The sequence below is a fragment of the Nocardiopsis deserti genome, from assembly GCF_008638355.1.
Lineage (GTDB): Bacteria > Actinomycetota > Actinomycetes > Streptosporangiales > Streptosporangiaceae > Nocardiopsis > Nocardiopsis alborubida.
This window is the reverse complement of record NZ_VWVS01000001.1, coordinates 71,160-91,713: the sequence shown is the minus strand read 5'-3', so window position 1 is coordinate 91,713 and position 20,554 is coordinate 71,160. Positions and strand designations below refer to the sequence as shown.

Genomic DNA, 20,554 nt, shown 5'->3' with positions numbered 1-20,554 from the left:
GCCCCCGCACGCCTCACCCCAGGGTCGGGGGCCAGTAGCGCTCCAGGATCGCCCGCGCCTCCATCAAAGCCTCCAGCACGGCCGCGGCCACGTCCTCGGTGTACCGGGGGGTCGGGACCGAGCAGCTCAGGGCGTCCACGGCCGGATTGTCGTAGCGCAGGGACACCGCCACGCACCGCAGGCCCACGACGTTCTCCCCGTCGTCCGTGGAGTAGCCCCGCTCGCGGATGCGCGCGAGCTCCTCAAGCAACGCGTCCACGTCGGTGATCGTCTCGGCGGTGAGCGCCTCCAGCTTCGCGGGCAGCAGGTCGCGCACCTGCCCGTCCTCGCGCTCGGCCAGCAGGGCCTTGCCCAGGGCGGTGCTGTGCGCGGGCAGCCGTCGGCCCACCCGGCTGAAGGGCCGCAGGTAGTGCCGTGACTCCTGGGTGGCCAGGTAGACGACGTCGCCGCCGTCGAGCCGGGCGAGGTGGACCGTCTCCCCCAGCTTCTCGGCGAGGGAGTCCAGGTGGCCGCGCGCCTGGGCCACGCGGGCGTCGGCGTCGATGTAGCCGGTCCCGGTGAAGAGCGCGCGGATGCCCAGCGCGTAGAGGGCCCCGGTGGGGTCGGAGCGCACCCAGCCGCGGTTCACGAGGGTCTGCACCAGCGCGTACAGGCTGCTGCGGGGAATACCCATCTCCTCCGAGAGGGTGCGCAGGGTGACCGGGTCCCGGTAGCGCGCCAGGATCTCCAGGAGTTCGACGGTGCGCGCCGCCGACTTGACCTCTCGGACACCGCCGTGACCTTCCGCGGCCGACACTCGACCGCCTCCTTCCTGCTGCGTGCGGGCCGGGTCGGCCCCCCGGCCGGGGACGGCCCGCCGGGGGCGAGCGAGGACGTCCGCCTCGGGGTTCTCAGTGTAGAACGCCGTTCGCCCGGACACCGTCCCGCGCGCCCCGGAACCCGTGGCGAAACCCTTCCGCCACAGGAGTTCCCGCCGCCCGTACCCCTGCCCTCCCCCGGGCCCGCGCCTGCGGCGCCACGCGCAGCACTGGCCGGGGTGTTGCCCGTTTCATCATCCTCTGTGCTCCGTGTCCCAGGTTGACGTGATGTGTCCCCCAAAATAACCTGCGGCTACACACAAAGATGCCATCTACACATGGAGACGATATGAGCGTCATCGGGACCGATCCCGAATTCCCCGGGAGGCTCACCGAACGCATGCGCCGATCGGCGCTCTCCCTCCCCCGCACCCCGCCCGCCGAGCGCAGCCGGGTCGGACCCGTCCTCGCCACCGGGCTCGACCCCGCCGCCGACCTACCGCGCCGGTAGCTCTCCCCGGGTTCTCCGGAGCCTCAACCAGCTCCAGGAACCACCTCCGCCACCGGATCCCCCTCCGGTGCCGCGGCCCCCGGCGTCCCGCCTCGGCGGAGCGCCCGCACCTTCCGAGACAAGGTCTCCCATGCTCTCCACCACCCACCCCTCCGCCGCCGGGGCGTTCCTCTCCGCGAGCGAAGCCCCCGCCGCGGCCTGGTCCCTCCCGCCGTGGGCCCTCATCCTCACCGTCGCCCTCGGCGTGGGCCTGCTGCTCGTGCTGGTCCTGCGGGCCAAACTGCACGCCTTCATCGCGCTGCTCCTGGTGAGCGCGGCCGTGGCGTTCACCGCGGGCCTGCCCCTGAGCAGCATTCCGGGCCTGCTCGAAGCCGGGATGGGCGACACCCTCGGCGGCATCGCCATCATCGTCGCCCTCGGCGCGATGCTGGGCCGCATGATGCAGGAGACGGGCGCCGCCCAGCTCCTGTCACAGCGCCTGCTCACCCTCTTCGGCGAGGGCCGCGCCCCGCTCGCCATGGGGCTGACCGCGCTGCTCCTGGGCGTCCCCGTCTTCTTCGACGTGGGCTTCATCATCATGGTCCCGCTGCTGTACGCGGTCGCCGCTCGGACTGGCCGGTCACTGATCAGCGTCGCGCTGCCCGCGGCGGGCGGGCTGGCCATCATGCACGCGGTACTGCCGCCCCACCCCGGCCCCGTGGCCGCGGCCGAGCTGCTCGGCGGGCACCTGGGCTGGATCGCCTTCATGGGCCTGGTCTGCGGCCTGCCCGCCTGGTACCTGGGCGCCTACGTGTTCGGCAAGCGGCTGGGCGACCGCAACTTCGTCCCCGTCCCCGCCTCCTTCCAGGGGGAGGGCGACGAGCTGAGCGAGGTCCCCGAGAACGCGCCCCCGCTGTCGCTGACCCTGGCCGTGGTGGTCCTGCCGGTGGCCCTCATCCTGCTCAACACCTTCTCCCCGCTGGTGGTCCCCGAGGGGCCCGTGCTGGAGGCCCTGCTCTTCGTCGGCAACCCCGTCACCGCGCTGACGATCGCCACCCTGCTGTCCTTCTGGCTGCTGGGCCTGCGCGGGGGCATGACGCGCGAGCGGGTGGAGAAGGCCGCCTCCGCGTCCCTGGGCCCGACCGCCCTGGTCCTGCTCGTCACCGGCGCGGGCGGGGTCTTCGGCGAGGTCCTGGAGGCGACGGGCGCGGGCGACGCCGTGGCAGGGATCCTGTCCGCCACGGCCCTGCCCGCCGTCGTCCTGGCGTTCATCATCGCCACGATCATGCGCGTGGCCCTGGGGTCGAAGACGGTCGCGATCGTCACCACCGCCCCGATCGTGGCCCCGCTCATCGCGGAGGCGGGGATGTCGCAGCCCGAGATCGCGCTCGTGGTCATCGCGATCGCGGCGGGCGGGACGGTGCTCTCGCACGTCAACGACTCCGGCTTCTGGCTGATGAACCGCTACCTCGACATCGACATCAAGACCACCCTCAAGAGCTGGACCGTGATGGAGACCCTCATGGGGTCCATCGCGTTCCTGATCGCCGCCGCCATCAGCGCGGGTCTGGCGCTGGCCGGATGAGGGACACCGGCGTGACCGCCCCGGCCCGGAACCGTTCCGGGCCGGGCCGGGGCGGTCACGTGTGGGCTACATCGCCAGCGGGGAGCTCACCGGCAGGGACGTGTCCGTGGCCAGGTCCAGGGCGGACGCGGGCAGGCCCGCCGCCACGACCTCGGCGCCCAGGGCGGCGATCATCGCGCCGTTGTCGGTGCACAGGCGCGGGCGCGGGACGCGCAGTTCGACGCCCGCCTCCCGGCAGCGCTGCTCGGCCAGCGCGCGCAGCGCCGAGTTCGCCGCCACGCCGCCGCTGATGACCAGCGTGCTCACGCCGTGCTCCACGCAGGCGTCCACGGCCTTGCGGGTGAGCACGTCCACCACCGACTCCTGGAAGGCGGCGGCGATGTCGGCGACCACCAGGGGCTCGCCCCGGCGGTCGGTGTCCTCCACGTGGCGGGCCACGGCGGTCTTCAGGCCCGAGAACGAGAAGTCGTAGGTGCCGTCGCCCCACTTGCCGCGCGGGAAGCGGATCGCCTTGGGGTCGCCCCGCTGCGCCGCCTTGTCGATGGGCGGACCGCCCGGGTAGGGCAGGTCGAGCAGGCGCGCCACCTTGTCGTAGGCCTCACCGGCCGCGTCGTCCACGGTGTCGCCGAGCGAGACCACCTCGGTGGCCAGGTCGTTGACCAGCAGCAGCGAGGTGTGGCCGCCCGACACCAGCAGGGCGATCGAGGGTTTGGGCAGCGGGCCGTGCTCCAGCTGGTCCACGGCCACGTGGCCCACCAGGTGGTTCACGCCGTAGAGCGGCTTGCCCAGGGCCATCGCGTACGCCTTGGCCGCGGACACGCCCACGAGCAGGGCGCCCGCCAGGCCCGGGCCGGCGGTGACCGCGACGGCGTCCACGTCCGACAGCTTGGCCCCGGCCTGCTCCAGCGCCCGGTGCACGGTTGGGGTCATCGCCTCCAGGTGCGCGCGGCTGGCCACCTCGGGCACCACACCGCCGAACCGGACGTGCTGGTCCACGCTGGAGGCCACGGCGTCGCCGAGCAGCTCGCAGCCGCGCACCAGGGCGACGCCGGTCTCGTCGCAGGACGTCTCGATCCCCATGACCAGCGGCAGGTCACTCATGGTTCCCCTCCTCGGCGACGCGCCGCATGACGAGCGCGTCCGCCCCGTTGTAGTAGCCGCGCCGCACACCGATCTGCACGAAGCCGAACCGGCCGTAGAGCCTCTGGGCGCGCGGGTTGTCCGAGCGCACCTCCAGGAACATGTGGGTGACGCCGCGCCGTCCGGCCTCGGTGAGGAGTTCGGTGAGCAGCGAGCTGCCCACGCCCCGGCCCCAGACCTGCTCGGACACGGCCATGGTCTGCACGTCGCCCTCGGGCGGGACGGCGCGCAGCCCGGCGTAGCCGACGACGGCGTCCCCGGACACGGCGACCAGGTAGTGGCGCGTGGGCTCGGCCAGCTCGTCCCTGAGCATGCCCTCGCTCCAGGCGTCGAGCGGGAACAGGGCGTGTTCGAGGTCCATGACGGCCGCAACGTCGTCGGAGGTCATCGCGCGCAGGCTCACGCCGGTCAGGCCCGGCGTCGGCGTCACTTCACCCACTGGCGCACCTTCTTCGGGGCACCGGGCTCCACCGCGTCCGGACGGCGCAGGTAGAGCGGGGTGGGCGCGGGCAGCTCCTCGCCGCGGCCCAGGCGCAGCAGGGCCAGCTCCGCCATGGCGGCGGCGTCCGGGTGCAGGGGGTCCGGCGCGGCGGAACCGGCGCCGAGCACGTCGGCGTACATGCGGGCGCCGTCGCCGACCAGCGCGAGCCCGCCGGTGTCCACCTCGGCGGGGCGGTCGACGCGCACCTCGCCCACGCGGGTGAGGCGGTCGTCGTAGCGGGCCCAGAACACCTCCTTGCGGCGGGCGTCGGTCATCGCGACGAAGGGCTCGGAGCGCCCGGTGGCGAAGGCCAGCGCGTCCAGGGTGGTGACGCCGTGGCAGGGGACGCCGAGGGCGTCGGCCAGGGCGTGCGCGGTGGCCAGCCCGACCCGCAGGCCGGTGTAGGGCCCGGGGCCGACGCCGACGGCGACGTGGTCGAGGTCGGCCAGGACGATCCCGGCCTCCTCGGTGAGCCGCGCGATCGTGGGGCCGAGCAGTTCGCCGTGGCGGCGGGCGTCCACGGAGCTCGCGCTGGCGCGCAGCGTGAAGGAGCCGTCGGCGCCGGTCTCGCCGATGGCGGCGGTGACCGCCGGGGTGGCGGTGTCGAAGGCCAGGAGAAGCACGGGTGACCGCCTATCCGCGCCCGGCGGCGGTGCCGGGCAGGTCAGCGCCGGTCCACCGGGCGCCGACGGCGCGCAGGTGGACGGAGCGGGTGTCGTCGGGGTGGCGTTCGATGCGGATCTCCAACCGGTCGTCGGAGAGCCCCTCGGCCACGCCCTCGCCCCACTCCACCACGGTGACGGAGTCGGGGAGGGTCATGTCCAGGTCGATGTCGTCGATCTCGCCGGGCCCGCCGAGCCGGTAGGCGTCCACGTGGACGAGGTCGGGGCCTCCGGTCAGGGAGGGGTGGATCCGGGAGATGACGAAGGTCGGGGAGGTGACCGATCCGCGCACGCCCAGGCCCTCGCCCAGGCCCTGGGTGAGGGTGGTCTTTCCCGCGCCGAGCGGCCCGGACAGGATCAGCAGGTCGCCGGGTCGGGCGAGGGCGGCGAGGTCGCGGCCGAGGGTGCGCATGGCGTCGTCGGTGGCCGCGGTGACCTCGCGGACGGTGGCCGCACCTGGAGTGGTTGCTGTCGCGTCTGTCATCAGATTCGCTGCTCGTGATCTGGTGTGGATGGTGGATCGCGGCGCGCCGGGTCAGGGCGTGTGCGGGCGGGGCCGCCGGAGCGCACCCCCTTCACCCAGGTTAGGCCGGATGGAGGAGGTCTGTGACCGGATCGCGGTGACCGGTCAGACTCCCGCCGCCGTGTGGGCCGCCGTGCCGCCGCGGTGTGCCGTGTGGTCCGGCGGGACCCGCGCAGCCGTGCCGCGCCGGTGCCGGGCTCCGTGGCGCTCGGACGGACTCCGTGCCGGACGGGGTCCGCTTGCGGACGGACCACGCCCGCGGACGGACTGGCGCGGCGGAGGGGCTCAGGCGTCCCCGCCGACGTACTCGCGCGGGACCCGGGGCCCCACCCGCGTGACGATCTCGTACGGGATGGTGTCCAGGATCTCGGCCCAGTCCTCGGCGGTCGGGGTGTCCGGGTGCTCGTCCGGGTTCCCGAAGAGCACCGCGTACTCACCGGCCTCCACGGCGTCGTCGCCGACATCCACAACGAACTGGTCCATGCAGACTGTTCCCGCGATGACGCGGCGGCGTCCGCCCAGGAGGACGGGCCCCCGGTTGGTGGCGGCGCGGGGGACCCCGTCGGCGTAACCCAGCGGTACCAGGGCCAGGGTGGTCTCCCTGTCGGTCACGTAGCGGTGGCCGTAGGAGACGCCGCTGCCCTCGGGGACGCGCTTGGTGAGGGCGAGCCGGGAGCGCAGCGTCATCGCGGGCCGCAGTCCGGCCGCCGTGAAGCCGGGGATCGGAGACAGGCCGTAACCGGCGATCCCGCCGCGGACGAGGTCGAAGCGGGCCTCGGGGAGGGTGAGCAGCGCGGCCGAGTTGGCGATGTGCCGGACCTCGGGGGTCAGGCCGACCTTGTCCGCGACCTCCAGGGCCTCGTGGAAGCGGGAGAGCTGGCGCGCGACGGAGGGGTGGCCCGGCTCGTCGGCGCAGGCGAAGTGCGACCACACGCCAGTGACGCGCAGGTGCCCCTCGTCCTCGGCGCGGGCGGCGGCCTCGGTCAGGGAGCCCCAGTCGGCGGGACCCGCGCCGCCGCGGTTGAGGCCGGTGTCGGCCTTGAGCTGCACACGGGCGGTGCGGCCCAGGCGGCGGGCCTCGGCGATCACGGTGTCCAGGACCGCGCGGTCGCTCACCCCGAGGTCGATGTCGGCCCCGACGGCCTCCGCGACCGGCTCACCGGGCGGGATGATCCAGGCCAGGACGGGCAGGGTCAGCCCGGCACGGCGCAGTTCGAGGGCCTCGCCGATGAAGGCCGTGCCCAGCCAGGTCGCGCCACCCGCGATCAGGGCGCGGGCGGACGGGAGCATGCCGTGCCCGTAGCCGTCGGCCTTGACCACACCCATGAGCGGGGTGCCCCCTGCGAACTCGCGGAGCACCCGCGCGTTGTGGGAGATCGCGTCGAGGTCGACGCGAGCGTGCGCGAAGTGAGACATGTACTCCAGTGTTCCACGCGCGGGGGACCGGGGCGGAGCGACGCCCGGACACGCCCGGGGAGAGGCCCGGACACGCCCGGGAAGGCGTGACCGTTTTTCCCGGCGCCCCAGGGCGTCCCGGATGACCAGGCACGACGCGGGTTTTCTCGGTCACTCGTAGTACATGGGCGCATGCGGGGTAGGGGATCGGCCCAGAGGCACAGTATCTGGGGGTACTGGCATGACCGAGATAGGTAGCGAACGACCCGTCAACACCACGAGGCTGTGGTACGGAGGGATGGCCACCGCCGTCGTGGCGGCACTGGTGATCTTCGCGGGCGCCCTGGTCTTCCGGGGGGTGTTCGGGGTTCCGGTGCTCGCACCGGAGAGCGCGGGGGCACTGGGCGACGCGAGCACGGTGGCCTACGCGCTGATGGCAGCCGTCGCGGCGCTGCTGGCCACGGGGCTGATGCACATGCTGCTGCTCAGCGCCCCGCGGGCGATGAAGTTCTTCGGGTGGATCCTGGGGCTGATCACGGCGATCGCCGCCGTCGCCCCGTTCAGCGAACCCGTGGACACGTCGAGCCAGGTCAGCACGGCCGTGATCAACCTGGTCACGGGCGTCGCGATCATCACCCTGCTGCGGAGCGTGGGGCGCGCCTCCACCCTGAGCAGCCGGACACCGAGGGATGGCCGGACGGCGTACACGGCGCAGGAGGCGACCGTGCGGCCCGTCGGGGAACCGGCACCCGAGCCGAGGGACGAGACGCAGCCCGTGGATCCTCGGGAGCCCGCGCGGAGCCCCCGCGAGGAGCCCGTCCTGCGACACGAGGGCATCCTGCCCGACGTGAAGCAGGGCGAGTACCACAGGAACCAGATCCGCGCCCAGGAGATGGACGCGGAGGCGGAACAGGCCAGCCGCGAGCGACACGACCGGCAGGCGCCGGGTGACCAGCACGCCGGATGAGCGGCGGGCCGGGCGGCCGACACGCCGGTCGACCAGCACGCCGAACGACCCGGACGATCCGGACGCGCAACCGGACCAGGTGACCCGTGACCCCGGGAACCAGAGCGGCGCCCCCTGACCCGCGGCGCACGAGGGGGCGGAGCCGAGCGGCTCCGCCCCCTTTCGCATGCCCGGGCCCGTGTGTCCGGGTGAGGGGAGGAGGCGGGCGCGGGGCGGAGGCGGGGTGGGAACGGAGATGCGCGGGCCCGGGTGAGGCGCGGGACGAGGCGGGTGCGGGACGGGCGCGAACGGGGACGGGATGGGCACCGGGCACGACGAAGCACCACCAAGCGGTTCGTATGACCGCAGCCACCCCGAAAACATCACCTGATCCGCATATCTCCTCATCTTCTCCATTCTCAGGAAAAAGCACACCAATTTCTGTCGGGACACAACAAGAACACCCCGAATAAACGACCGGTGAAGCCGCAAGCGGGTGTTTCGGGGTACGCGTGCCCGGGCAAAACCACAGCACAGTCAGAGCAAGGAAAAGGGAAAAGAAAAAGGGATTCACCGCGTCCGCCTTCCGGAGGTTGCGCGCCCACCTGCGCGCCTCCCGGACCGGAACCCCGCACCTTCTGCCGTTTCCAGCCCAACACGCTCCCCCGAGGACCCCGAAGAGGATGTCGGCCAGCGGGTCGGCGCCTGTCCACGACGCCACCGCGGCGAGCCGCCCCGTATGAGCCGACCTCCGGGTCCGTGAAGCGGAGATCCGGCCGTGTCCCCGCCCTCCAGGACCGGCCGGATCTCCTTTTCCAGCAAGGGCGGACGACGCGTGCGGGGGCCCGGATCTCCTTCCGGGAATCCGGTACGCGTCCCGGCCGCCAGCCGCATGCGCGATACCGACCGGGGGGCGGGCGTCCCGTTCGCACCCGGGCGACCGCGCGGTCCACCAGGGCCCTCACCACCCGCCGTGCGGGGCGTCTCGGAGCCTCCGTCCGGGCATGGGAAACCGAGCGGGTGCGTCGGACCTGGCCGCATCCGGCCAGGCACATGTGGCACACCGCACGGATCCGGACGGTTTCGGAGCGTCCGTGCTCCGCGTGCACCGCTCCCGACCTGCTCCTGTGCCCGCGGATCGTTGACACCCCGCCCCGGCAGACGTCCACACCCGTCTCGGCGGATGTCGGCGGACCACTCCACAATGGAACCATTGCCTACATTCCGTACGTCGGTACACACCACATGGTGAGCGCGTCCATGCGGATGCCGCGGGGGACGACGGAGAGGGGAGAACGACCGGTGAAGTTCGACATCGTGCGCCTCGACCAGGACGAGGAGGCACTCCCACCGCGGAAGCGGCCCCCGGCGCGGGTCCCCGGGCAGGAAGGGGGGCCGTCGGCACCGCATCCGCACCCGCATCCGCATCCGCACCCCGGGCTCAGGATCCAGCGTTCCTCGGAGTACATGCGCCTGCGCGCCCACACCGACCTCACCCGGGTCCGCTCTGCCCTGAACCAGATGCTCCACACCGTCGAGGCGCTCCGGGCCGAGCCCGAGCCCGTGGTCCGCTCCGGCCCCGACCACGGGACCGGGACCTTCCGCCCCGAGGCCTTCCGCTCCCGCCCCGCCCCCGAAGAACCCCGTGAACAGTGTCAGGAGGAATCCCCGTGACCGTCTGGGACATCAACCCCCCGGAGATCGGCGCCGTGCTCGTCACCACCCTCTCCCACCTCGGCGAGGAGGGCGGGTCCGAGGGCCTGTTCGGTGACATGACGACGATCGAGGAACGCGTCACCACCCTCAGCACCCACATCAACAGCGCCCCCATCGGGGTCGCCCTGGGCGAGTTCGCCGAGCACTACTTCGGGCTCATGGGCGACATGCTCTCCCTGACCGGCAACGCCGTCACACAGACCAGCGAGGCGACCACCGCCTACGTCACGGGCAACGAGGAGATGGCGCTGGAGGCGCAGCGCAACGTCGGCGTGGTCCCCGACCCGCCCCCGCCGCCCGCTCCGGGCGGAAACGCCGAACTCGTCTGACCCCGACCGCCCCTCGCCGCCTCCTCCCCCGGTCACCTCTCCCCCGGAGTCCTCCCACGTGCTTCCTCCCGACATCGCCCCGAGCGCGCCACTGACCATCGGCGAACAGACCGACATGCTCACCGGCGTTGACGACAAGGTCAGCCCCGCGACCTTCCCCGTGCCCACCCCCTCCCCCGACTACATCGAGACCCTGGCCTCCGACCTGCGCAGCGCGGGGGAGTCGGTCGGTGACACCGGAAACGACATCACGTCCGCCTGGGGCGGGCTGACGACCCACTACAAGGCCCCCGAGGCGGAGGTGCTCCACTCCGTGCTCGACCCGGTGGCCGCTGACGGCGACACGGTCTCGACCGATCTCGGCCACGCCGCGAGCGCGCTGGAGACCTTCGCCGCCGACCTGCGCGACATCAAGTCCCGCTGGTCCAGCCTGAGCGCCGAGGCCTTCGGGTTCCGGGCCCGCATCGACGCCAAGGGCGAGGACTGGCGCAAGGCCGAGGGCGTGTCCGGTTTCTTCGGCATCGGCGAGCACCCCGACGTCGCGGAGAACAAGCGCCTCATCGAGGACGGCACACGCATCATCGAGGACTACGCGGACGCCGAGCTCGCCTGCGCCAACGCCATCAACCGGTTCGTCCCCGGCCGCACCCCGTTCGAGAAGACGCCCTCCGGGGACGGCGCCCTCGACCCGGACGTGTTCTACCACGGCTACGAGGAGGACCTGTCAGACCTGGCCACCGAGTGGGGCATGGGCGGGGCCGCCGTCGACGAGAGCTGGTTGGTCGACGGCTGGGACGCGGTGTGGGACTTCGGGGTCGGGGCGGTCGAGGGCACCGGCGCGATGCTGGGCATGCACAGCTCCGAGGGCTGGTTCGAGATGTCCTGGGGCGACGCCCTGTACGAGTACCACGAGAGCAACATCCAGTCCGTGGCCTCGCTGGTGGGCATGTACGACGCCGAGTCCGACAGCTACGGCTGGTCGGGCTGGGACACCGTCGGCTCGGCGTGGAAGGACCTGGCCCACTCGGTGGTGCCCTGGGAGGAGTGGGGCGAGCGGCCCGGCTACGTGATTGGCACCGCCGTGCTCAACATCGGTGTCACCGCCCTGGGCGCCGCGCTGTCCGCCACCGGCGTGGGCGCGGTGGTCGGCGTGCCGCTGATGGCCTGGCGCGGCATGGCCATCGTGGACGGCATGGGCGGTCGCGGCGGTGACAGCGGATCCGGCGGCGCGACGGACACCGACGTGGACCTGCCCGCCAACGTCCCCACCTTCGGGGGCAGCGGTGCCCCCGTCCTACGGATCGACACCAGTGTCTTCGACCCCGACGGACTCAGCCCGCAGCAACTGGGGGAGCTGAGGGGGTCTTTGGACCGCTTGCAGAGGATCGCGAACGATCCCGCAGACGGCTCGCACGCGGACGGGTCCCCTCCACCGCGGTCCACACCCGTTCAGGGTGAGGGCGACCCCTCCCAGCCGAGGAGGCCCGCCGCGCAGCCGGTCGCGGACCGGGAGACCGAGGCGAACGAGAGGCCCGCCAGGCCCAGGACCGAGACAACGGAGGTTTCCGACGAACCTCGGAAGCCCGCCAGGACAGAACCCGAGCCCGACCGTGCCGAGACGGACGACGAACAGGGTTCTCTCGACGACGGTGCCGAGAACGACCGCGTCAGCTCTCCCGCACCAGCGCTCGCGGACACCTCGGACACCTCCCACCGGTCCTCGCCGAACGAGAGCAGCTCTCAGGACCCGACCGCCGAGCAGCTCAGCGAGAGCAACAGGCTGCTGCAACAGGTCAACGGCATGTTCACGACTGAGGACCACGCGAACTTCCAGGTCAACCAACGCGCCGAGACCGCCTTGTACGAGGGCGACCGCGCCACCGTGGACCCGGGCTCCTCTCCTCTGAAGGACTCCCAGGTCGCGGAGAGGTACGGGCTGGACGGCCGCGTGAACGCCACCTTCTCCGACATGCGCGCGGTGGCGAGCGACTACCCCCATGTGAACTGGGAGGGTGGCCCCGGCGACGGGCGGGACGTGCGGAACGGACACGACGGCCGCGATGAGCCCGAGACCGACAAGGAGTTCGCGACGACGGCACCGCGTCCCCACGCCGACACCGTGAGCGCGCAGAAACCGATCCCCCACAGCCGTGTCCAGCACGTGGACCTGGGGGACAGCAGCGGCCACCGGATCGACGCCTCACGGGTCGGTGCACCTGACGCGCGGAGCGGCTCCGAACTACGCAACAATCGCGGCGACCGTGGTGACGAACCCCGTGCCGGTGGTCTCGACAACACCAACTCACAGACCAGCCACCAGGAACCTGCCATCGTCAACCAGGATGTCAGCGCTTCCGCCCACGACGAGACTTCAGCAAACAGCACACAAGCAGTCACTGGAACACAGGAACCCACAGGGGGAAGCTCATCGAACCTTGCAGAGGCGCGAACAGCTAAACTTAGCAGAGCAAGGTTTATTGAAGATATAGGTGGATCCGGACCCACACCCAACGAAGGCGCGGGACCAGTAAAACCAGAGCGCGACTTGGCAAGTCAGAAGATCGAAGCGAGCAACACCCTTGCACCAGCATTCGACGAGAGATTCGGGGACAGAGGGGGCCTATCCCCAAACACCAAATACGATGTATTCGAAGAAAACGGAAACCACAGAGGAGAATATACAACCAACGAAGATGGCGAGATCAGGAGGATAGAAATGGAGGCAACATACAGCGATAGGGCGCATCCAGAACTGGCAAATCCTAGGCCACACACGGCCTACCACATCAAAACGAACAACACTACGTTTACGTTCGAAACGAACTCGCGCGGAAGAAACCTGATCTCCGACGGGCACTTCACCCAGGACAGGGCGCATCGGATACCCAGCGAGGACACTGCCGTAAGGAAGGCGGCCGAGAGGTACTACGAAGCTTACAACAGGATCTTGAAGGAAGATTTTGAAAGGAACCCCGGAAAGTACCCTGGCTCAACAGAGGCACCCCAGTACGAGCTGACCCGGTGGAACGGAGGACACGTCATCGGAGTCTCAGAGTACGGAGGCATCCCCGAACGCCTCAATCAGGTTGCCATGATGGAGGAGGTCAACAAGCACCAGATGAACGACTGGAGCCTCAGCGCCTCCTACAGGAACTTCGAAAGTTATATGCTTTCGGTCCTGAACAGCGATTTCGATTACCCGCGAGGGAAAATTGACAAACCATCCTGGCATGCTGAGGTAGACTACTGGCAATCCTGCGCGGAGAACGGCCCCAACCCTCCGAAACTCCACGTTAGAGTGAGCCAGGTTTATGATCCAGACCTCCCTAGATTCGAAGTAAAGACAAAAAAGGGGAAGGTGATAGAAATCCTGGATCCACCACCCAGCGCCATCTTCGTTGAATACTGGATCAACGGGTTTCCGCAGCAGAAGATCACTTACCCGAACGCCCCCGACCTCACCTAGGAGTATATTATGTACGGACCACAAAAAGGCCACATGGGACCGCTTGACGAACAGGAGTCAATCACTGAAATCGCCTCCAGTCTCCCTCCCTACTTTCCTGAGGACTGGAGTTCGGCAACCTACCACGTGAGAATCATGGGCCGCTATGCCAACGAAATGGTTGAGGTAGAGAAAGAAAGCGGGGAAATCGTCAGGACAGACCTGCCACCCGACTCCGGAATGAAGTGCATGAAGCTCCGAGCCGGAATGTACAAACCAGGAGAAGGAACTTGGTTTTCCTTTAAGATAAAGCTTTGGAGCGAAGGAAGGTACCGAACCGAATTCAACTATGACGAACATCCTGATTTCCTCTTCGATCCCGATCTGCGTGAGTACTCACGAGAGGTGAAACTATTTCCTCGCAATGCAGATTTCATGCCCGACTGGCTGCGCGAAAAAATCGATGAGGCAGATTCCAACCGCGGAAGCTGAGCTTTCCTTGCGACGCTACCTCGGAGAGCCTCGGCCGCATCTTCAAGAAAAACTCAGAGATTGACGTTCCACATCGAGCGCCACGACATCAGCAATCCCAATTATCCCCAGTTCATCGCCAAGGTCCCCGAAAGGCGTAAGTTCTATGTGCAGTGGCTGATCGACTCGCCCTTTGACGCAGGAGGCCCTCTAAGTGGGGTTAAAGACCAGGCCGAGTTGTGTCTGTCCATGGACACTGATGTGGACAGGTTGGAGACCTGGGAGGCCTGGGTCACCTACATGCAGATGAGCGAGGCGACTCTCGCCGTCTCCACCACCGAACCGGGTACCCAGTTCACCCGGATGATCAACCATCAGGAACACATCCTGACCGCGGTCGAACCCGACTACTTCACCAACGCCAGCAACTGGCTGACCGCGTTCTACCTGGCGGTGACCTGCCGCGATCAGGAACGCTACCGTTCCCTGTGCCAGATTCCCGTCGAGACCCTGCGCCAGGCCGGGGAAAGCCTGGGAAGCCAGTACAACCCCTACATCTACCACTTGGTCGAAGCCTTGCAGGCCTTCGTCCTCAATCGGCCCGGACTGGGAGAAAACCTCCTCAAGGCCATGGAACTGTCCGACCCCGCGAACGCGGAGATCGGCACCACCGAGGTCCTCAACAAGCTGACCTTCCCGCCGTTGAACACCCTGATGCATCTGGTGCGGCGCAACAGCGACAAGTTCAACGAGGCTCTGGCAGAAGGGCTGGAGCTGTTCCGCTCTTTCCGCACCGCCAACGAAGAACGCGCCAAGTCAATCGAAGGCGGAACCTCCATTCCTCTTCTGGCCCTGGCCTGCCTGGCCTACGACACCGCCGGGCAGGATCCCGACTTCCACTTCGACGTCGAATCCGGTTACCTGCCCAAGCACATCCTCCAGCGCAGCTGGCACGGGGAGTTCCCCATCTGACCGGCCAGGACCCGCCCGACGAATACTCCACGACCGGACACCAGAGATTTCCTCATGGAAGCCAAAGAGCAACAACAAAAGCTCTTGGAGATCGTGCGGATCATCGCCTCTGACGCACAACAAGACTGGCGGCGCATCAAGGTGAACTTCTCCAGCCTCGTCGAAGCCTGTTCGGCCTCTTTGAAAACGGAAACCGCCAACGGAGACGCCTTGAACAGCGAACTTTCCCTGGCCATTTCATATGCCTAAGAATACTTCTGCTACACCGCTGACGAGGAACACACCAATGACGTCAAGGGCACGTTTCCGGTGATCCTGCTAGCCACGTCTTGCCTGGCCAAGGAAACCTTCGCATGACACCCGAGGAACAACACGAAATCCTGCAAGAGATCGGTGGGCTCATCCTGGACTCAATTGAGAGCGATTGGCAGGAAATCACGGTAAAATACTCGGCAACCAGTTCCGCTGCTTCTACCAAGCTCTACCTGACGAACAATGAAGGAGGTACCCATAAGGCGGACGCCCCTCCCAGCGAAGTAGGATCGCTGCTGCAAAAGCTTCGATCCGGAATGCACCGGGAAGATACAGGAACCTGGTATGCCGCTGAGTACATCATCACCCAACCGGGCAACTTCACCGTCAACTACGACTACGACTCCAAACCCGAGTTCCCCTTCGACCTCGATCCACGCACGTACTACAATGACTTCAACGAATTCCCCCGCCCCTTCGACCAGGTTCCCGACTGGTTGCGAGACGAGATCTCCAAAGCCCAGGAGATCATCGACCGAGAGGAAAGTCCTTCTTGATTCAGGTCTGGAACTCTGACCTCAGCAGCAGTGAACGAAGTCCGCGACACTTCTGGATCCAGATTTTCTGAACCCTGCGAACACCCCAGGGGGCGTTACCGACGCCAAGGTGTTCACCGAAACCCAACCCATGGATTTGAAAAGTGGTAGCGAAACCATGTTCCATGCTCGCCAGCACATCCGGCATGATGCGAGCCTACCCGGGTACATGAACTTTCTGGAGGACATAGAAGAGGAACGCGAAAGTGAGATCGCCGATATGGTGGATGTGCCTTTCTCTGTGGGTATGTCCCTAGACGAGATGGCGCTCGGCGCCAGAATCGCCCTCGCCATGGACCCGGACGCCTCCGAGCTGGTCACCTGGGAGGCCTGGACCACCTGGATGCAGGTTTCGGAAGCCGTCTTCGCCATGTCCACCGCGCCCCCGGACAGCACGGTCGAACGCCTCATCAACCACAAGACGCGCACCCTTGACGCCATCGACCCCGGTCCCACCAGCGACGCGGGAACCTGGATCACCGCGTTCTTCCTCGCCATCACCTGCCGCGACGAGGACCGCGTCCGCTCCCTGTGCCAGATCCCCGTCTCCTTCCTCAAGGAAGCCGGAGAACGGGACGGCGGAGGCTACGACGACTACATCTACCCCTGGGTCGCCGCCCTCCAGGACTTCATCCTCAACCGGCCCGAACTCGGCGACAACCTCTACGAGGCCATGCGGCTCTCCGACCCCGACCACGCCGAGATCAGCAGCGCCGAGAACCTGAACACGTTCGTCTTCCCCCCGATGAACGCCCTGTACCGGCTCGCCGAACACGACACCGCCAAGTTCGACGAAGCCATGGCGCAAGGAATCCAGCTCTTCCACGACTACTACACCGCCGACGAGGAGCGCACCAAGGACGTCAACGGCGCGGTCCCGCTGTTCCTGCTCGGCATCGCCTGCCTGGCCTACGACATGAACCAGCTCGCCCCGGACTTCAACCCCGACCTCAGCTCGGACTACCTGCCCAAGCACATCCTTCAGCGCAGCTGGCACGGAGAGTTCGCCATCTGACCGGCCAGTCCCTGCCCCACCGCACCGCCCCTGCCCCCCCACGAAGGAACCCCGTTGAGCCACGACGTCGTCGCCCTCCTCGCCGAGAGCCCCAGCCGCCGCTCCCTCCTGGACGCGCTGGTCGCCGCCGGACCCAAGCTGCGGGTCCGGCTCGTGACCGAGGGCACCGTGGTGCAACTGCGCGACGACTCCGACCGCCTCGTGATCGCCATGCAGGCTGCGCAACGGCTCGCGGTATAGCGGAGGCCGACCGCCTACAACAACCACCTAGAGAGGAAAATGAACCTGAACCCAGAAGAAGAGAACGCCATCCTTCGAGGTGTTGGAATATCAATCCTTGACTCCATCAGCCAACCATGGGCAAGAATAGAAATGTACTTCTCTGCCACGCACAGGATGAGCGGAAGCACCATGACCGCCACGGCGACCAATGGGAAATTCTTCTACCCCACCCTTCCCATGGGCTCGGAAAAGCTTCTTACGGACCTGCGCTCTGGAATGCACCGGAACGACGCCGGAACATGGTTCAGTCTCAAGTACACCATCACCAGCGACCAGAAGTACTACGTCGACTTCGACTATGATAACGAACCCGACTTCGGGTTCGAGATCGACCCCTACACCTACTACGTGGATCTAAAGAAATTCCCCAGGCCGGAAGAAAAAATCCCTGATTGGCTTCGGGAGAGAATCCGCCAGGCACACGAGGGCTGATCTGGCACGGAGAGTTCCCCGTCTGACCGGCCAGGCCCCGACCGACCCCACCGCACCGTTCCCACCGACCCACCCCCGCGAAGGAACCCCGTTGAGCCACGACGTCGTCGCCCTCCTCGCCGAGAGCCCCAGCCGCCGCTCCCTCCTGGACGCGCTGGTCGCCGCCGGACCCAAGCTGCGGGTCCGGCTCGTGGCCGAGGGCACCGTGGTGCAGCTGCGCGACGACTCCGACCGCCTAGTGATCGCCATGCAGGCGGCGCAGCGGCTCGCGGTGTCGGCGGAGGCCGACCGCCTCCTGGACGACGGGATCGCTGACGACCTGCCCGCGCAGCCGCTGTGGGTCGAGGTCCGCGGAACGGAACTGGCGGACACCGACACGGCCGCGACGGCAAGCCGGTTCGCCCGCTGCCTGGTCGAACGGCACGGCGGAGCGGTGTGGGAACCGGAGCCGCGGCTTCCCCGGGACGACGCGCACCTGCTGGGAGCGACCGAGCACCCGGCGGTGAGCACGGTGACCGGGGCGAACGCCGTCCTGGTGCAGGACCGGCCGGTGGTCCCCCTGTCCAGCTGGTTCGTGGACGCGCTGGCCGAGCACGGCCGCCAGGGGCGGGGCCTCCAGGTGGTCACCCCGTCCACGAGCGTCATCACCCACGCGCTGCGCTGGTTCCTGAGCAGACCCCGCGCCACGTGGGTCGTGCGCGCCCCGGACGGGCGCTACTACGACGGCTTCAACGGTCTGCCGCTGGTGTGGGACGCGGAGACCGGCTTCGTGCCCGACCCCGGGGTGAACGCGGAGGACGGCCCCAACCAGGCCTTCCGAGCGTCGGCCGACGAGGAACCGGGCACCCACCTGCACGTGGACCTGAGCGTCGACCACCCGGTCGGCGACAGCCTGGAACTGGGCACCACCGTGGAACTGCTCGCCGAGCGTCTGGCCGGAGGTCCGCCCGCGGTGTGGGGCGTCTCCGAGCCGCTGACCCGGGCGTGGGACACCGAGCGGGTCACGGCCATGGCGCGGCGCCGCTCCCCGGGTGAGACCCTGCTGGCCTTCGCCGGGCAGCCCGAGGGCGTCCGGGAGGAGGGGGCGCGCCCCCTGGCGGGGAGCCTGCGGGTGTCGCGTACGCCGTCGGGGGTGCGCGAGCGGATCCTGTTCTCGGTGGGGCACCTGCCCGGGGAGGCGCCCGACCTGGACGCCCTCGACCCGCTGGTACACGAGCTGACCGCGCGGGACGGTCTGCGCAGCATGACCGTGCACCGTGCCCTCGGGCGCGCCGACCTGACGTACGCGCCCCGGTGGGCGGGCGTGTCCGTCCCGGTCGGGCTGGCCGTGGGACCGGAGGGGGTACTGGAGGCGGGACGGGAGCGGGCGCTGGCCGCGCCGGTGCCGGGCGTCGCCTTCGGTCCGCCCATGGCCCCACTGGTCTGGTACCGGATCGGGGACGGGGTGGAACCCGACGCCTGGAGCCGCTTCCGGGAGCTGATGGAGCACCTCGACCCCCAAGGCGCGTCCACACGCTGACGGAACACCCGAGGCCCGCACCAGCGTCCGAGCCCTGACAGAGCACCCCAGAACCGAGGACGCGTCCGGGCCCGGCGCCTGGCGGAGCGCTCAGGGTGCGCGAGCGCGTCCACACGCTGACAAAGCACCCGCACTCCAGCGCCCCGCGTCCCGGGGCGGCTCCGTGCGCCGAGGCACGGTCCGGGTCCCGCCCTGAGGCCCCCGTCCGGGACCGCGGGCCTTGCCCGGCTCAGCCGTTGATCAGTGCGTCGGCGTGCTCGGGGCTCAGGCAGTGCTCGATCACCATGACCGCCGCGCCGATCACGCCCGCGCTCTCCCCCGCCACGGACGAGACGATGCTCAGGTGCTCGGTGGCCAGCGGCAGCGACCGCTGGTAGATGATCTCCCGCACCCCGGCGAGCAGGTGGTCCCCGGCCAGGGCGAGCGCGCCTCCGATGACGATGACCGACGGGTTGAACATGTTCACCGACGCGGCGAGCACCTCGCCGATGTCGCGGCCCGCCTGGCGCAGCGCGCGCAGGGCGGGCACCGACCCGTTGCGGGACAGCTCGACCACGGCGCGGGCGCCGCTCGCGGGCACTCCCTCGGCGGTGAGCGCGGCGGCCAGGGCGGCGCCGCTGGCCACGGCCTCCAGGCAGCCGGTGTTGCCGCAGCGGCAGGGCCGCTCGTGGCCGCTGGGGACGTGGATGTGCCCCATGTCCCCGGCCGCGCCCTGCGCGCCCCGGTAGACGCTGCCCTCGCTGACGATGCCGCAGCCGATGCCCGTGGCGACCTTGACGAACATCAGGTGGCTGGCCTCGGGCCAGGCCGTGTGGTGCTCCCCGATCGCCATGATGTTGACGTCGTTGTCGACCAGGACCGGCACGTCGAGCCGGTCGTGGACGTAGCCGGGCACGTCGAAGTTGTCCCACCCCGGCATGATCGGCGGGTTCACCGCGCGCCCGGTGGTGTGCTGGACCGGGCCGGGCAGGCCGATGCCCAGGCCGAGCAGTTCGTCCACCCGCCGGTCCGCGCCCTCCAGCAGGCCCCGGCCCCGGTCCACGACCCAGTCCAGGACGTGCTCGGGGCCCAGAGCGATGTCCAGGTCGGCGCGCTCCTCGGCGAGCACGGTCCCCGACATGTCGGTGAGGGCCAGGCGGGCGTGGGTGGCGCCCAGGTCGGCGGCCAGGACCACGCGGGCTTCGGGCTGGAACGAGAAGGTCGTGGGCGGTCTGCCCCCGGTGGAGACGGCCTCCCCGGCGGGCCCGATGAGTCCGCTGGCGAGCAGGGCGTCCACGCGCTGGGTGACGGTCGAGCGGGCCAGACCGGTGACCGAGGCCAGCTCCGAGCGGGTGCGCGGTCGGCCGTCGCGCAGGAGTCGGAGCAGGGTGCCCGCACCGGGTGCGGTGGTCGGAGCGACGGCCAGTCCGGGTCGTCCCTCCGCATGGGTCAGCGCGTCTTCCGTCATGCGAACAGTGAAGCACAGGATCTATTGACTGTCCGTCATCCGCCTATTGCAGATAGATC

21 protein-coding genes are annotated in these 20,554 nt (G+C 69.1%); 14 read left to right on the top strand and 7 right to left on the bottom strand.

The window, feature by feature from the left end; genetic code table 11:
* Window positions 1-13 precede the first annotated feature (13 nt).
* Window positions 14-796 carry an IclR family transcriptional regulator gene (locus FYW99_RS10145; RefSeq protein ID WP_150251780.1) on the bottom strand — a complete coding sequence of 261 codons (783 nt, stop codon included), beginning with the start codon at window positions 794-796 and terminating at the stop codon, window positions 14-16.
* A 350-nt stretch (window positions 797-1,146) separates the two neighbouring features.
* Here FYW99_RS10145 and FYW99_RS31730 point away from each other — a divergent pair, with 350 nt between their 5' ends.
* Window positions 1,147-1,308, top strand: coding sequence for a hypothetical protein (locus FYW99_RS31730; RefSeq protein ID WP_190394615.1), 162 nt, complete (start codon window positions 1,147-1,149; stop codon window positions 1,306-1,308).
* A gap of 130 nt (window positions 1,309-1,438) precedes the next feature.
* Window positions 1,439-2,872: a GntP family permease gene (locus tag FYW99_RS10140; protein WP_150251779.1), complete on the top strand. Its 1,434-nt coding sequence runs from the start codon at window positions 1,439-1,441 to the stop codon at window positions 2,870-2,872.
* 66 nt (window positions 2,873-2,938) lie between these two features.
* Here FYW99_RS10140 and tsaD read toward each other — a convergent pair whose 3' ends face one another.
* The 5 genes from tsaD to alr form a co-directional block, all read right to left on the bottom strand.
* A complete protein-coding gene (gene tsaD / locus FYW99_RS10135) occupies window positions 2,939-3,973 on the bottom strand; it encodes a tRNA (adenosine(37)-N6)-threonylcarbamoyltransferase complex transferase subunit TsaD (RefSeq protein WP_061079932.1) in 1,035 nt (344 codons plus the stop codon).
* Window positions 3,966-4,442 carry a ribosomal protein S18-alanine N-acetyltransferase gene (gene rimI, locus FYW99_RS10130; RefSeq protein WP_150252232.1) on the bottom strand — a complete coding sequence of 159 codons (477 nt, stop codon included), beginning with the start codon at window positions 4,440-4,442 and terminating at the stop codon, window positions 3,966-3,968. Before rimI ends, tsaD begins: the two co-directional genes overlap by 8 nt.
* A complete protein-coding gene (tsaB, locus tag FYW99_RS10125) occupies window positions 4,439-5,116 on the bottom strand; it encodes a tRNA (adenosine(37)-N6)-threonylcarbamoyltransferase complex dimerization subunit type 1 TsaB (protein WP_150251778.1) in 678 nt (225 codons plus the stop codon). Before tsaB ends, rimI begins: the two co-directional genes overlap by 4 nt.
* Before the next feature lie 10 nt (window positions 5,117-5,126).
* Complete coding sequence (gene tsaE / locus FYW99_RS10120; RefSeq protein ID WP_150251777.1) at window positions 5,127-5,639, bottom strand: tRNA (adenosine(37)-N6)-threonylcarbamoyltransferase complex ATPase subunit type 1 TsaE; 513 nt, start codon at window positions 5,637-5,639, stop codon at window positions 5,127-5,129.
* A gap of 324 nt (window positions 5,640-5,963) precedes the next feature.
* Window positions 5,964-7,094 (bottom strand): alanine racemase, encoded by a 1,131-nt coding sequence (gene alr, locus FYW99_RS10115; RefSeq protein ID WP_150251776.1) that lies wholly within the window; start codon window positions 7,092-7,094, stop codon window positions 5,964-5,966.
* A gap of 220 nt (window positions 7,095-7,314) precedes the next feature.
* On the opposite strand from alr, the gene FYW99_RS10110 reads away from it, so the two are divergent.
* From FYW99_RS10110 to FYW99_RS10055, 12 genes are all read left to right on the top strand, one after another.
* On the top strand, window positions 7,315-8,040 hold the full coding sequence (locus FYW99_RS10110) for a DUF6069 family protein (RefSeq protein ID WP_150251775.1): 726 nt from the start codon (window positions 7,315-7,317) through the stop codon (window positions 8,038-8,040).
* Window positions 8,041-9,321: 1,281 nt separating this feature from the next.
* Complete coding sequence (locus FYW99_RS10105; protein ID WP_150251774.1) at window positions 9,322-9,693, top strand: hypothetical protein; 372 nt, start codon at window positions 9,322-9,324, stop codon at window positions 9,691-9,693.
* Window positions 9,690-10,064 (top strand): DUF6507 family protein, encoded by a 375-nt coding sequence (locus FYW99_RS10100; protein WP_150251773.1) that lies wholly within the window; start codon window positions 9,690-9,692, stop codon window positions 10,062-10,064. The genes FYW99_RS10105 and FYW99_RS10100 overlap by 4 nt, the downstream gene beginning before the upstream one ends.
* A 58-nt stretch (window positions 10,065-10,122) precedes the next feature.
* Window positions 10,123-13,530, top strand: coding sequence for a hypothetical protein (locus FYW99_RS10095; RefSeq protein WP_150251772.1), 3,408 nt, complete (start codon window positions 10,123-10,125; stop codon window positions 13,528-13,530).
* A 9-nt stretch (window positions 13,531-13,539) separates the two neighbouring features.
* The gene (locus tag FYW99_RS32285; protein WP_223838921.1) at window positions 13,540-14,001 is read left to right on the top strand and encodes a hypothetical protein; all 462 of its coding nucleotides are present in this window, start codon (window positions 13,540-13,542) and stop codon (window positions 13,999-14,001) included.
* A gap of 60 nt (window positions 14,002-14,061) precedes the next feature.
* Window positions 14,062-14,952: an immunity 49 family protein gene (locus FYW99_RS10085; protein ID WP_150251771.1), complete on the top strand. Its 891-nt coding sequence runs from the start codon at window positions 14,062-14,064 to the stop codon at window positions 14,950-14,952.
* 54 nt (window positions 14,953-15,006) lie between these two features.
* On the top strand, window positions 15,007-15,201 hold the full coding sequence (locus FYW99_RS10080; RefSeq protein ID WP_150251770.1) for a hypothetical protein: 195 nt from the start codon (window positions 15,007-15,009) through the stop codon (window positions 15,199-15,201).
* A 104-nt stretch (window positions 15,202-15,305) separates the two neighbouring features.
* On the top strand, window positions 15,306-15,761 hold the full coding sequence (locus FYW99_RS10075; RefSeq protein WP_150251769.1) for an immunity protein YezG family protein: 456 nt from the start codon (window positions 15,306-15,308) through the stop codon (window positions 15,759-15,761).
* Between the two features lie 286 nt (window positions 15,762-16,047).
* Window positions 16,048-16,815 (top strand): immunity 49 family protein, encoded by a 768-nt coding sequence (locus tag FYW99_RS10070; protein ID WP_223838919.1) that lies wholly within the window; start codon window positions 16,048-16,050, stop codon window positions 16,813-16,815.
* A 54-nt stretch (window positions 16,816-16,869) separates the two neighbouring features.
* Window positions 16,870-17,055, top strand: a complete 186-nt coding sequence (locus FYW99_RS10065) for a hypothetical protein (protein ID WP_223838918.1) — start codon at window positions 16,870-16,872, stop codon at window positions 17,053-17,055.
* 39 nt (window positions 17,056-17,094) lie between these two features.
* Entirely contained in the window at window positions 17,095-17,529 is a 435-nt protein-coding gene (locus FYW99_RS10060) for a hypothetical protein (RefSeq protein ID WP_223838916.1), read from the top strand.
* 91 nt (window positions 17,530-17,620) lie between these two features.
* The gene (locus tag FYW99_RS10055) at window positions 17,621-19,048 is read left to right on the top strand and encodes a DUF6177 family protein (RefSeq protein ID WP_150251767.1); all 1,428 of its coding nucleotides are present in this window, start codon (window positions 17,621-17,623) and stop codon (window positions 19,046-19,048) included.
* 229 nt (window positions 19,049-19,277) lie between these two features.
* Here FYW99_RS10055 and FYW99_RS10050 read toward each other — a convergent pair whose 3' ends face one another.
* Window positions 19,278-20,495, bottom strand: a complete 1,218-nt coding sequence (locus FYW99_RS10050) for an ROK family transcriptional regulator (protein ID WP_150251766.1) — start codon at window positions 20,493-20,495, stop codon at window positions 19,278-19,280.
* Window positions 20,496-20,554: the final 59 nt, after the last annotated feature.

Coding starts and splice junctions, on each gene's coding strand:
- FYW99_RS10070 (WP_223838919.1), top strand. CDS start 16,048: ATGTCCCTAGACGAGATGGCGCTCGGCGCCAGAATCGCCCTCGCCATG.
- tsaE (WP_150251777.1), bottom strand. CDS start 5,639: ATGACAGACGCGACAGCAACCACTCCAGGTGCGGCCACCGTCCGCGAG.
- tsaD (WP_061079932.1), bottom strand. CDS start 3,973: ATGAGTGACCTGCCGCTGGTCATGGGGATCGAGACGTCCTGCGACGAG.
- FYW99_RS10140 (WP_150251779.1), top strand. CDS start 1,439: ATGCTCTCCACCACCCACCCCTCCGCCGCCGGGGCGTTCCTCTCCGCG.
- FYW99_RS10060 (WP_223838916.1), top strand. CDS start 17,095: ATGAACCTGAACCCAGAAGAAGAGAACGCCATCCTTCGAGGTGTTGGA.
- FYW99_RS10050 (WP_150251766.1), bottom strand. CDS start 20,495: ATGACGGAAGACGCGCTGACCCATGCGGAGGGACGACCCGGACTGGCC.
- FYW99_RS10110 (WP_150251775.1), top strand. CDS start 7,315: ATGACCGAGATAGGTAGCGAACGACCCGTCAACACCACGAGGCTGTGG.
- alr (WP_150251776.1), bottom strand. CDS start 7,094: ATGTCTCACTTCGCGCACGCTCGCGTCGACCTCGACGCGATCTCCCAC.
- FYW99_RS32285 (WP_223838921.1), top strand. CDS start 13,540: ATGTACGGACCACAAAAAGGCCACATGGGACCGCTTGACGAACAGGAG.
- FYW99_RS10080 (WP_150251770.1), top strand. CDS start 15,007: ATGGAAGCCAAAGAGCAACAACAAAAGCTCTTGGAGATCGTGCGGATC.
- FYW99_RS10075 (WP_150251769.1), top strand. CDS start 15,306: ATGACACCCGAGGAACAACACGAAATCCTGCAAGAGATCGGTGGGCTC.
- FYW99_RS31730 (WP_190394615.1), top strand. CDS start 1,147: ATGAGCGTCATCGGGACCGATCCCGAATTCCCCGGGAGGCTCACCGAA.